The sequence below is a fragment of the Rhodopseudomonas palustris BisB18 genome (assembly GCF_000013745.1).
In the GTDB taxonomy this organism is placed as follows: Bacteria; Pseudomonadota; Alphaproteobacteria; order Rhizobiales; family Xanthobacteraceae; genus Rhodopseudomonas_A; species Rhodopseudomonas_A palustris_F.
Window position 1 is genome coordinate 1,111,789 of record NC_007925.1, and the last position, 12,028, is coordinate 1,123,816.

The window sequence follows — 12,028 nt, forward strand, 5'->3', positions numbered from 1 at the left end:
ATCAAGCCACCTCGAGAGCGTTGAACAGCGCGGTCGTGAGGCGGCGGGCGATGCCGGCAGCAGCAAGCCGCCGGTAGTTGGCCGACATCAGTGTGGTTCGCATCGGCTGCACTTGCTGCTGCACCCGTCGATCGATCTCCTTCAGCATCTGGTCGTCGAGCGGGCGCCGCTCGAACGCGTCCGTTCCGGCGAGCAGGAACGGACGGGAGTTGGTGCCGGTCAGCGCGATCCGCAACTGCGCGATATCAGGGCCGGACCGCGACAGCGCCACGGCGACGCCCGCCAGGGGGTAGTCGATGGCGCCGCGCACCCGAACTTTTTGATAGCTCGAAGTGATTTGATTTGTCGGCAGCCGTACCTTGACCACGACCTCTGCGGGCTGCAGGGTCAGGTGCGCCTTGCCGTCTTCAGCATAAAATTCGGAAAGCGGTATGCGGCGGACGCCATTCGGTCCCGCGATATCGATTTCGGCGCGGAGTACCAGCAGCGCGGGAGCCAGATCGCCGCTGAAGGCGGCGTGGCACCGGTTCCCGTTGGGAGCGACGTGGCAGGTCTCGCCCCGATTCTTCAGGCAGTATGAGTTGGCTTGGCGCCACCATTCGCTCTGGTTATAGTAAATACAGCGGGTGTCGAGGCACAGATTGCCGCCCACCGTGCCGACCTTGCGGTGGCTGGGACCCGCGATGGTTCTGGCCGCCTCGGCCAAGGCCCGATAGCGCGATGCGATCAGGGCGTCATTGGCAAGTGTCGCGATAGTGACGCCAGCGCCGATTGTCACTTCATCGGCATTCAAGGTCAGTTGTTTGATCTCAGGGATTCCGGAGGCATCGACCAGCAGATTCGGCTGCTGCACGCCGCGGCGCATGTTAACCAGCAGGTCGGTGCCGCCGGCCACCAGACGGGCTTCAGGATTCTCCACCAGTGCGGCAACGGCCTCGTTGACGGTGCCGGGTTGAACCAGACGCAGCGGGTGCAGCGCGTTCATGATGTGGCCCTCGCGGGATTGGTCCGTCTTGCCTCGCGCCGTCGCCGGACAAGCGCATCGACGACGCGATCCGGCGTCACCGGCAAATCATCGAGATCGACGCCGATCGCATTGGCGACGGCATTGACCATCGCCGGCGGAAATCCGGCCAGCGCTCCCTCGCTAGCTTCTTTGGCGCCGAACGGGCCGAACGGATCGTGGCTTTCGACGATTTGCACCTCGATCGGCGGGGATTCCGCCATCGTCGGCATGCGATATTCGAGGAAGCTGGCATGGGCGGGCAAACCGTCGAGATACCGGGTTTCCTCGCTCAGCGCCTGTCCCATTCCCATCCACACCGCGCCCTGCACCTGACCGACCACCGCCAGCGGATTGATGGCGCGTCCACAGTCGAGCGCGGTCCACACCTTTTCGATCGCGATCAAGCCGGTCGCGTCATCGACGCTGACCTCGACCACTTGGGCGGCGTAGCTGAAGCCCATGGTGGAGCCGACCGCGCCGCCGCGATGTTTGCCACCCTGGGATTCGGGCGGGCAGGTGAAAGAGCCCTTGACGGTGATCGCGCCCTCGGCGACCAGCGCGGCCGCCACGACCTCCGCGAACGACAGCGCGGCCTGCGCGCCGCTGCCGACATAGAACGTCTCGCCCCCGCATTGCACTTGATCGGGACTGGCTTCGAGCTTGCGCGCCGCCGCGGCGATGAGGATGTCCTTCAGTTGTTTGGCCGCATCGATCGCGGCGTTGCCGACCATGAAGGTGATGCGCGACGAGTAGGCGCCATTGTCCTTCGGTGTGACCGCGGAGTCGCCGGAAATCACCCGCACCCGGTTCAGCGCGATGCCCAATGTCTCCGCGACCGTGATGGCCACCACGGTGGAGGAGCCCTGGCCGATATCGGCCGCGCCGGTCAGCGCCGTTACGCCGCCGTCGAAATCGAGTCGGAGTGCGACCACCGCGTGGGGCTCGCCGGTGAAGTGTATCGGTTTGGCCGATCCGCTGACATAGTGCGAGCAGGCCATGCCGAGCCCTTTGCCCGGCGGCATCCGCCCGATTCGCTCGTGCCATCCGCTGGCGCGCTCGACCTTATCGAGGCAATCGGCGAGCCCATAGCTGTTCACCATCAGGTCGTTCAGTGTCCGCGTCGGCGCCGTCAACAGATTGGCGCGGCGTACCGCGAACGGATCGAGGCCGAGTTCGCGCGCCATCCGATCAATCAGGGTTTCGAACGCGTGACGGACGTCGACCGAACCGTGCCCCCGCATCGCGCCGCAGGGAGGCAGATTGGTATACACCCGATAGCCGTCGTATCGGATCGCTGGAATATCGTACAGGCCCTGCAGCAATGCGCCGGCATAGAGGATGGTGACGATACCGTATCCCGCATAGGCGCCGCCGCGCTGCACGACTTCACAGGCGCAGGCGGTGAGCCGACCGTCGCGCTTCATGCCGATCTTTAGTCTGACATCGGTCTGCGGCCGCGCCCGATGGGTGACGAAAGTCTCCTCGCGTGTGAGGCGCATCGACACCTTGGCGCTGGCCTTGCGCGCCAGCAGCGCAGTGATGATCTCGAAGTTCAGGACCTCAACGCGTGCCCCGAAGCCGCCGCCGACGAACGGTTTGATCACCCGAATGCGCGACTGATCGATGTCGAGGCACCGCGCCAGCATCAGATGCAGATAATAGCCGACCTGGGAGACGCTCTGCGCGGTCAGCCGGCCGTTGATCGGATCGTAGTCCATCAGGCAGGCATGGGGCTCGATCTGGGCGTGATTGACCTCGGCGCAGTTGAAATTGTGCTCCCGAACCAGATCTGCCGCCTCGAAGCCGGCAGCGAGATCGCCGAACTCGTTGTGGACCTCCCGCTCGATATTGCCGGGCTTGTGGTCGTGCAACAGCAGCGCGTCCGGAGCGCGGGCGCTTGCTGAATCATAGTAGGCCGGGAGCTCGCGCAATTCGAGTTCAATCAAGTCGATCGCGCGCTGCGCGGTTGCGGCATCAACCGCCGCCACCGCGGCGATCGGCTCGCCGCGATAGCGGAGCCGCCCGCGCGCCATCGGATGTTCGTTCATGGCGATCGGCAGCACGCCGTAGGTAAACGGGCAATCCTCGCCGGTGACCACCGCCAAGACGCCCTCCAACGCGAGCGCCTTGCTGATGTCGAGCCTGACGATGTCACCGTGGCTGATCGGACTGCGCAGGATGCGCGCGACGAGGGCTTCACTATGGTTGAGGTCCGCAGTGTAGCGGGCCCGCCCGGTGACCTTCTCGATGCCGTCGATCAGCGGGAATCCGGTCCGGTCGAGGCCGCCCTGTGGCATCGGCCCCGCCGTCATGGCGCCAGCTCCGCGGCTGCCTGAACTGATTCGAGTATCTTCGTGTATCCGGTGCAGCGGCAGAGATTGCCCGAGAGCGCTGTCCGAATTTCGGCCTCGGTGGGAGACGGATTGCGCCGCAGCAAGCTTTCCGCAGCCATGATCATTCCTGGCGTACAGAATCCGCATTGCGTGCCGAGCCGTTCGTGAAAGGCCTGTTGCAGCCGATTGAGGCCACCCTTGGTTGCCAGGCCTTCGATGGTTTCGACGTGACTGCTTTCGCAGCGCACAACAAGCGTGAGGCAGGACAGTACGGCTTCGTCGTCGATCAGCACGGTGCAAGCGCCGCATTCGCCGCCGTCGCAGCCGGTCTTGGCCCCGGTCAGGCCGACCACATCGCGCAGGTAGTCGATCAGCATCAGGCCGTCGGCGACCGCGTCCTCGCGCCAGCGTCCGTTGACCTTCAGGCGTAGCAATCGCTTGTGTTGCCGTGGCATCGGTTCGTGCATGGGCCGCTCCCTCGCCGTCAGACTGTCGGCGCCGGCACGAGGCTTCCATGACTAAAGTCAAGGCGTGATGATTTGCCGATTTTGAGGTTCAGCACCTAGCAAAAGTCAAGGAGGCGAACGCGGCCGCATGCTAGGCGAGGTCAAGATGCCAGGGTAGGGAGCGCCATGCCGCTACGTGACTACAATGCGGCGGTCGATTTTGTGGATCGCAATGTCGCGGAAGGTCGAGGCGATAAGACCGCCTTCATCGATCCGTCGCGTAGGATATGCTATGACGAGCTAAGCGACGCGGCGGCCAGGGTCGGCCCGATGTTGGCGCGGCTTGGCATCGAGCAGGAAAGCCGTATCGCGCTGATTCTGCAGGACATCGTTGAGTTTCCCATTCTGTTCTGGGGGGCGATCCGTGCCGGTATCGTTCCGGTGCTGCTCAACACCCGGCTGACAGCCGATCAGTACCGTTACCTTCTGGAGGATTCTCGGTCAAAGGCGGTCTTCGTATCGACCAACCTGCTGCCGTTGATCGAGGAAGCCGCGGCCGATCTCCCCCACCTCCGGTCGATCATTGCGGTCGGCGACGAACCGTCGTCGGCGCTAAATTTGAGGGATATTCTCGCGGCGGAAAACGAGGGCGGAGCGCCGGCCAGCACCTGTGCCGATGATGTTGCATATTGGCAGTATTCGTCGGGCACAACAGGCATGCCCAAGGGCGTCATGCACGTTCACTCCAGCCCACGTTTCATGGCCCAGAGTGCCGGCCAGCGTCGAATTGGCTATCGCGAGGATGACGTCGTCTTCTCGGCGGCAAAGCTGTTCTTCGCCTACGGTCTTGGGAACGCGATGTTTTGCTCGATGTGGGTTGGGGCGACATCGGTGCTTTACCCGGAGCGGCCGACTGCCGAATCCGTGTTTCACGTATTGCAGGTTCACCAGCCGACCCTGTTGTTCGCCGTGCCGACTCTGTATGCCGCGATTCTTGCTGATCAGAATAGCAAGGACGAGCGACTGCCGGAGCGACTTCGCCTGTGCGTTTCCGCCGGCGAGCCGCTGCCCGCACAGGTCGGATTGAATTGGCGAAGCCGTTTTGGGCGGGACATCGTCAATGGCGTCGGCTCGACCGAGATGGGGCATCTGTTCCTGACCAATCTTCCGAACGCGGTGGAATACGGGACGTCGGGATTTCCGGTGGAGGGATATCGTCTGAAGCTGGTAGACGAACAGGGGCGCGACATCGCCGACGACGCGATCGGCGAGTTGCTGGTGAACGGCGGATCCGCCGCCGCGGGCTACTGGAATCAGCGTGACAAGTCGCGGACGACCTTCATAGGCGAATGGACACGAACGGGGGACAAGTATCACCGCCGTGCCGATGGCGTGTACACCTACCGCGGCCGCAGCGACGATATGTTCAAGGTCAGCGGCATATGGGTGTCGCCCTTCGAAATCGAAGAAGCGCTGATGAGCCATGCCAAGATCGCCGAGGCGGCGGTGATACCGGCAGAAGATCTGGATGGACTGATCAAGCCGAAGGCCTTCGTCGTGCTCGCCTCGCGGGAAGAAAACATCAGTGTGTTGTTCGATGAGCTCAAGGAACACGTCAAGCGTTCGATCGGCCCCTGGAAGTACCCGCGTTGGATAAGAGTCGTAGATGAACTTCCGAAGACGTCGAGCGGCAAGCTGCAACGTTATATGTTGCGTGAGATGGTGGTGGACCAGAACGGTTCAGCACATTGACTCCGCCCGACTCATACGACTTTAGATCCCGTCGCTGGCCGAACGATTGTCCCGCCCGACGCAATCGTAATGTAGTACCAAACCAAGAAATGAGAGAGGCGGATTCCTCGCGGAAGCGCGCCACAATAACACTCAAGGGAGGTAACTATGATAAACCGACGTCGTTTGTTATCTATTGGAGCGTCCGCTGGCGCCGCCTTGGCGTGCGGTCCGTTCATTCGGTCGTCCTACGCGCAATCGGGGCCGATCAAGATCGGGCTGTTGCTGCCCTATAGCGGCACTTATGCCCCGTTGGGCGAAGCGATCACCCGTGGCCTCGAGCTCTACGTCGGGGCGCAGGGCGGGAAACTCGCCGGACGAAGCGTCTCGTTCGTCAAGGTCGATGATGAGTCCGCGCCGCCCAAGGCGACCGAGTTGACGACCAAGCTGATCCAGGGCGAGAAGGCGGACATTCTGATGGGCACCGTGCATTCGGGCGTTGCGATGGCGATGGTCAAGATCGCGCGCGAAGACGGCATACCGACCATTGTGCCCAATGCCGGTGCGGACATCATCACCCGCGCGATGTGCGCAGAGAACGTGTTCCGGACCTCGTTCGCCAATGGCCAGATCGGTCGCGCTACCGGCGATGCCATGCTCAAGGCGGGACACAAGAAGGCGGTGACGGTCACCTGGAAATACGCCGCGGGTGAAGAAATGGTCAGCGGCTTCAAGAAATCCTTCAGCGCCGGAAAAGGCGAAATTCTAAAGGACATCACCATCGCATTCCCCGACGTCGAGTTTCAGTCGGCGCTGGCCGAAGTCGCGTCGCTGAAGCCCGATTGCGTCTATGCGTTCTTCTCCGGCGGCGGCGCACTCAAGTTCATCAAGGACTACGCCGCGGCAAGACTCGGCATTCCGCTTTGGGGACCCGGCTTCCTGACGGACGGCGTTGAAGCCGCCGCGGGTCCGGCCGGCGACGGCATCAAGACGGTGCTGCACTATGCCGGCGATCTCGACAACGCGGAGAATCTGGCCTTCGTTAAGTCATTCGAGGCAGCCTACAAAAGCCCACCGGATGTGTTCGCAGTCCAGGGGTGGGATGCGGCGCAATTGCTCAATATCGGTCTGAAGGCCGTCAGCGGCGATGTCTCCAAACGCAAGGAATTGAACGCCACCATGGCGGCGGCATCGTTCAACAGTCCGCGCGGGCCTTTCAAGCTGTCCGCAGCGCACAATCCCGTGCAGAACTTTTACCTGCGCGAACTGAAGGGCGGCAAGAACACCCATCTCGGCCTGGCCGCCCCTGCGGTGGCCGACGAAGCCAATGGCTGCAAGCTGGCCTGATAGCGTCGGTCGCGAACAAGAGGCGGGCGGTCTCACGCCGGCCTCTTTCGGGTCATTCAGAACGTCGGTCGGTGTCCATGATTCTCATACTCATCCAGTTCCTGAATGGACTGCAAACAGGATTGGTGATCTTTTTGGCCGCGAGCGGCTTGACGCTCGTATTCGGCATTCTTGGCGTCATCAATCTTTCTCACGGTTCATTCTACATGCTGGGCGCCTATATGGCGTTGTCGCTGACCGGTGTGTTCGGCGACGTCTTTCTTGCGCTGGCGGCAGGGATTCCGCTTGCCTTTGCGCTGGGTTTATTGATCGAGTGGCTGTTCATCCGTCATCTCTATGATCGGGACCATTTGCAGCAGGTGCTGCTGACCTTCGCGCTGATCCTCGTCTTCAACGAGCTTCAGCAAGTGATCTGGGGTTCCTACCCGCACGCAATTCCGGCGCCGAGCTATCTTTCGGCAAGCGTTCGGCTGACGGAAGGCCTGAGCTATCCGGTTTACCGGCTGGCGTTGATGGCGATCTGCGTCGCCCTGGCGATCATGATGGCCTTTGTGATCCGGAAGACCAGGGTCGGGCGGCTGATCCGGGCGGCCGAGTCGAACCGGGAAATGGTCGAGGCGCTCGGCTTCGACTCGCGATTGATCTTCCGGATGGTGTTTGCCACCGGTGTTGCCTTGGCCGCGACCGCGGGCATGTTGGCTGCGCCAATCGAAAGCGCCTATCCGGGGATCGGCGACCGGGTGTTGATCGTCTCCTTTGTCGTCGTCGTGATCGGCGGAATCGGTTCGGTGCGTGGCGCGCTCATCGGATCGTTGCTGATCGGTCTGGCGGACGCTTTTGGCAAGGTGTTTTTGCCGCAATTTTCCAGCATCGTTATTTATGCGCTGATGGCCCTGGTGTTGGTGGCGCGTCCCGCCGGGCTATTTGGACGATCCTGACATGCTGACCCGCCCCAATCCCACCGTTATCGTGTTCTTTGCGCTCCTGCTAACTTGTCTCGTGGCGCTGCCGTTCTTCACCGGCCCCTATCCGGTGAAGCTGATGACCCGGATCGTGATTCTGGCCACGTTCGTCCTCAGCCTTGATCTCCTGATTGGGGTGACCGGTCTGGTCAGCTTCGGTCATGCCGCTTTCTTCGGCTGCGGCGCCTACGCGGTCTATTTCGTCTCGCCGGAGTCAGAGGCCGCCAACGTGCTCGTGGCGCTTGGCGCCGGGTTGCTGGCCGGAGGTCTGGTCGCGTTCATCGTCGGTGCCTTTGCAACACTGACGCGGGGCTTCTATTTCATTATGGTGACGCTGGCAGCGGGGCAAATGTTGTTCGCACTGTTTCATGACACCGATATCGCCAACGGCTCGGATGGAGCCTATATCAACGTCAAGCCTGATCTGACCATTCTCGGCTTTGGTCTACTCGACTTCTCAGATCGGCGACAATTCTACTATATCTGCCTCGCGGTTCTGGTGGGAGCCTATTGCCTGCTGTTCGCGCTGGTGCGCTCGCCGTTCGGACGGGTATTGCAGGGCATTCGCGCCAACGAAGTTCGGATGAGTTCGCTCGGCTACAACGCGTATCGCTACAAGCTGGCCGCGTTCACCTTGGCGGGAATGCTGGCAGGACTGGCCGGGGCGTTATTTGCCTCGATCGACGGCTTTGTCACGCCGGATCTGCTCAACTGGCATCAATCCGGTTTGGCGATTATGATGGTGGTGCTTGGAGGCGCCGGCACTCTATTTGGGCCGATCCTCGGCGCGCTCGCGTATGCCTCGCTTGAGGAACTGCTCAAGACGGCAAGTATCGTCGGTCCGTTCGTGGCCGACCATTGGCGGCTGGGGACCGGTGCGAGCCTCATTGTTGCGGTGTTGATGTCGCCGGACGGGCTCGCAGGCCTTCTCAAATGGAGGCGTGCTCGCCAGGATCAGGTGCCCATTCGGCGGGATGTTGAATCCCAACGACCGGCGCGGGTTGCCAAGGTGTTGTCGACCACGGGGCTGAGCAAGAATTTCAACGGATTGGTCGCCGTCAGCGACGTCTCGGTACGGTTTGAAGCGAACTTGGTGCACGCCATCATCGGGCCGAATGGTGCTGGGAAGACCACGTTTACAAATCTGCTCTCGGGCGCGCTTCCGGCGACGACCGGCAGCGTGCAAATCGACGAACTCGACGTCACAGGCTGGCCGGCCCATCGAATCGCCCAGGCTGGTCTGGGGCGCTCCTATCAGCGCACCAACATCTTCCCGCGGTTCAGCGTGCGAGAGAACTGCGCCCTTGCGGCCCAGGTTCATAAGGATGAGTTTTGGCGGTTGCGCGACGGTCACTATCGCGCGCAGGAGGAAGCCGCGATCAATCATGCCCTCAGCGTGGCCGGCCTTGTCGGTCGGGGCGACTTCATCGCGGGACAGTTATCGAATGGCGAACAGCGCCAACTCGAAATCGCGATGCTGATCGCCAGCGGCGCGGATTTGCTGATTCTCGACGAGCCGCTGGCCGGCATGGGGCCTGAAGAGACCCAACGGGTCGTCGCACTGCTGCGCGATCTCGTCCGCGATCATACCGTCATCGTGATCGAGCACGACATGGATGCCGTGTTTGCCGCGGCCGACACATTGACGGTCCTGGTCCAGGGCAAGCTGTTCGCCCGTGGACGTCCGGATGAAATCCGCTCCAACGAGGCGGTGTTGGAGGCCTATCTCGGCCATCACGCCAGGATGAAGGGGGCGGCATGACCGCCATAGCGGAAGTGATGCTCAAGGCGCGCGGCATCGATACGTTTTACGGGCCCAGCCATATCTTGCGCGGCGTCAACTTTCATGTCGATCGGGGCGAAACCGTCAGCCTGCTGGGGCGAAACGGCATGGGCAAGACCACGCTGCTGCGCACGCTGATGGGATTGCTGAAGCCGAAACGTGGGTCAATCCTACTGAACGGACGCGATATGACCGACGCCCGCCCGAATATCAAGGCGCGGGCCGGTATGGGCTTTGTCCCGGAGGGACGGGGGATTTTCCCCAACCTTTCGGTCGAGGAGAATTTGCTGTTCGCCGAACGCCCTGGCCCCGAAGGGCAGGTCGAGTGGACGCCCGAGGCGATCTACGAGATGTTTCCAAGGCTCGCCGATCGTCGCAAGATTTGGGGCAATCTGCTGTCTGGTGGAGAGCAGCAGATGCTTACGATCGGACGCGTTCTGCTGAGCAATCCGACCCTCCTGCTGATCGACGAAGCGACCGAGGGCCTCGCGCCGAAAATGCGCGACGAGATATGGAAGACGATGAGATTGATCGCAACGAAAGGGATTGCGATTGTGATCGTCGATAAGAACCTCGACGACCTGGTCGAATTGGTCGATCGGCACGTCATCCTAACCAAGGGCGAGGTCGTGTTCGAGGGAACGTCGGAGCAGTTGCTCGCGGATCAGGAAATGGTCAAGACCATGCTGGGAGTATGATGATGCTCGGGGGGGGGGGGGGGGCTCATGTGGAGCGCTTTTATCGCAAACCGGCGTCCTCCTACTATCAACGCAAGATGGAGGAGGCGTTGCGCAAGAAAGGCGTCCGGCTGTCGATGCTCCCGGAAATCGACCGGACTCCCGCCGGTTTCGTTATGGCGCGGTCGACTACGGAGAGTTCGGTCAGACCGAAATGGAGGCAGTGCTCGACACGATTGGGGTCCACAACGAGTTTCGGACGCAGGGTGTCGGTTCGATCCTGCTGACCCAATTGATGTCGCATCTCGCGAGTCTGCGTGTTGAGCGCGTCCGGACCGTCGTCGAGTGGAATGACGTCACTCTGATCGGCCTTTTCGATCGACTGGGGTTCAAGCCTACGCAGAACGTCGTTCTTGCACTCGCGCTTTAGGAGCGAGAATCATGCGTAGCGCGCAATTGGGAGAACGCGATGAGTGCTGTGAACAGGGTTGCCGCGGGTGAAGCGGCTCGCGAAGTGTATGTTCGGCCCGCCCGCGCCGAAGACGTGTCATGGATCGTCAAGATCGATGAGTCGGCGACCGGACAACCGAAGCCGCGATACTGGCAGGATCTGTATGAGAGTTTCTCGCAGAAACGGACTGGCTGTCGGGCATTTCTGGTGGCCGAGATCAACCGACAGGTGGTCGGTTTCATCTCGGGTGAGGTCCGGGATTTCGAGTTTGGCGCGGAAAGTTACGGATGGGTATTTGCGCTGACGGTCGATCCTGCGATAAGGGTGAACAACGTCGGCACCCAACTGTTTGATGAAATTTGCAGAATCTTCGCGGAGGCCGGCGTCAGCAAGGTTCGGACCATGATCGAGCATGACAATCAGCTTGTGATTGCATTTTTTCGCAGCCAGGGTCTGATGGTTGGCCGATTCATCGGAATGGAGAAGAATCTCGACTAGGCGATCCGGACCAGCGGCGATTGAGACGCGTGCAGTGCGAGACGACGGAAGCCGAGAAAAGATTGAAGCCGATGAAGCTACAGAAATCGACGATGTGTGGATTGTATGCCGTGCTCGAACTCGCGGCGCACGCCGATCAGCAGATTTCCGCTGGCGATATCGCCGAAAAATACGCCATCTCACTCAATCATTTGGCCAAGGTACTGCGCGCCTTGGTGCGAGCCCGCCTGATCGAATCGGTGCGCGGTCCTGGTGGCGGCTATCGCTTCAGCGGCAATCCGAAGCGTGTCACCCTGCTCGATATTATCACGCTGTTCGAAGATACCGCGCCTGATCTCGAACAGGCAGCTTCAGACGATCACGAAGAAAGTCGGGCGCTGCACAAGATGCTGCGAGACATCGACGGAATTGCGATGACGACGTTACGATCGATCTCGATCACGTCGCTCCTGAAGGTGATCGAGACCGAGCGACGCAAGAGCGAGCGCACCTCGCACGGTCAATCTGTTCGGCTGTCCTCGGCCGGTAGGGCTTAGCCGTGCAACTGATCGTATTTCGTCTGCAGTTCCTCAGGCGTCTCCGACCAGTCTAGATTGGCGACGATGCAATCGGCGGGGCAGACCAGTCGGCACTGCGGTTCATCCTCCGCTCCGACGCATTCGGTGCAGCGCAACGCGTCAATCACAAACATCGGGTCGCCGGCTGCAATCGCCTCGTTCGGACAGACCGGGCGACACGCGTCGCACGCCGTGCAATCCTCATTGATCATCAACGCCATGTCATCCTCCTCGCTG

The 12,028-nt window shown here is 61.4% G+C and carries 12 protein-coding genes; 8 read left to right on the top strand and 4 right to left on the bottom strand.

What is annotated here, in order from left to right; genetic code table 11:
• Nucleotide 1: 1 nt before the first annotated feature.
• The 3 genes from hcrB to hcrC are packed head-to-tail and all read right to left on the bottom strand — an operon-like array spanning nucleotide 2 to nucleotide 3,806.
• Nucleotides 2-985: a 4-hydroxybenzoyl-CoA reductase subunit beta gene (gene hcrB / locus RPC_RS05095; protein ID WP_011471484.1), complete on the bottom strand. Its 984-nt coding sequence runs from the start codon at nucleotides 983-985 to the stop codon at nucleotides 2-4.
• On the bottom strand, nucleotides 982-3,318 hold the full coding sequence (hcrA, locus tag RPC_RS05100; protein ID WP_011471485.1) for a 4-hydroxybenzoyl-CoA reductase subunit alpha: 2,337 nt from the start codon (nucleotides 3,316-3,318) through the stop codon (nucleotides 982-984). The genes hcrB and hcrA overlap by 4 nt, the downstream gene beginning before the upstream one ends.
• Complete coding sequence (hcrC, locus tag RPC_RS05105; protein WP_011471486.1) at nucleotides 3,315-3,806, bottom strand: 4-hydroxybenzoyl-CoA reductase subunit gamma; 492 nt, start codon at nucleotides 3,804-3,806, stop codon at nucleotides 3,315-3,317. Before hcrC ends, hcrA begins: the two co-directional genes overlap by 4 nt.
• A 165-nt stretch (nucleotides 3,807-3,971) precedes the next feature.
• Between hcrC and RPC_RS05110 the strand changes: the two genes are divergently transcribed.
• The 8 genes from RPC_RS05110 to RPC_RS05145 all read left to right on the top strand — a co-directional run bounded on the left by RPC_RS05110 (nucleotide 3,972) and on the right by RPC_RS05145 (nucleotide 11,770).
• Nucleotides 3,972-5,537 (top strand): benzoate-CoA ligase family protein, encoded by a 1,566-nt coding sequence (locus tag RPC_RS05110; RefSeq protein WP_011471487.1) that lies wholly within the window; start codon nucleotides 3,972-3,974, stop codon nucleotides 5,535-5,537.
• Between the two features lie 147 nt (nucleotides 5,538-5,684).
• Entirely contained in the window at nucleotides 5,685-6,863 is a 1,179-nt protein-coding gene (locus RPC_RS05115; RefSeq protein ID WP_011471488.1) for an ABC transporter substrate-binding protein, read from the top strand.
• A 77-nt stretch (nucleotides 6,864-6,940) separates the two neighbouring features.
• Nucleotides 6,941-7,801 (top strand): branched-chain amino acid ABC transporter permease, encoded by an 861-nt coding sequence (locus RPC_RS05120; protein ID WP_011471489.1) that lies wholly within the window; start codon nucleotides 6,941-6,943, stop codon nucleotides 7,799-7,801.
• A 1-nt stretch (nucleotide 7,802) separates the two neighbouring features.
• Nucleotides 7,803-9,587: a branched-chain amino acid ABC transporter ATP-binding protein/permease gene (locus RPC_RS05125; RefSeq protein WP_011471490.1), complete on the top strand. Its 1,785-nt coding sequence runs from the start codon at nucleotides 7,803-7,805 to the stop codon at nucleotides 9,585-9,587.
• Nucleotides 9,584-10,306, top strand: coding sequence for an ABC transporter ATP-binding protein (locus RPC_RS05130; protein ID WP_011471491.1), 723 nt, complete (start codon nucleotides 9,584-9,586; stop codon nucleotides 10,304-10,306). Before RPC_RS05125 ends, RPC_RS05130 begins: the two co-directional genes overlap by 4 nt.
• 202 nt (nucleotides 10,307-10,508) lie before the next feature.
• Nucleotides 10,509-10,715 (top strand): GNAT family N-acetyltransferase, encoded by a 207-nt coding sequence (locus RPC_RS26700; protein WP_415914796.1) that lies wholly within the window; start codon nucleotides 10,509-10,511, stop codon nucleotides 10,713-10,715.
• A gap of 39 nt (nucleotides 10,716-10,754) precedes the next feature.
• The gene (locus RPC_RS05140) at nucleotides 10,755-11,234 is read left to right on the top strand and encodes a GNAT family N-acetyltransferase (RefSeq protein WP_011471492.1); all 480 of its coding nucleotides are present in this window, start codon (nucleotides 10,755-10,757) and stop codon (nucleotides 11,232-11,234) included.
• Between the two features lie 71 nt (nucleotides 11,235-11,305).
• Nucleotides 11,306-11,770 (top strand): Rrf2 family transcriptional regulator, encoded by a 465-nt coding sequence (locus RPC_RS05145; RefSeq protein ID WP_011471493.1) that lies wholly within the window; start codon nucleotides 11,306-11,308, stop codon nucleotides 11,768-11,770.
• Here RPC_RS05145 and RPC_RS05150 read toward each other — a convergent pair.
• Complete coding sequence (locus RPC_RS05150; RefSeq protein ID WP_011471494.1) at nucleotides 11,767-12,012, bottom strand: YfhL family 4Fe-4S dicluster ferredoxin; 246 nt, start codon at nucleotides 12,010-12,012, stop codon at nucleotides 11,767-11,769. The genes RPC_RS05145 and RPC_RS05150 overlap by 4 nt on opposite strands.
• Nucleotides 12,013-12,028 lie beyond the last annotated feature (16 nt).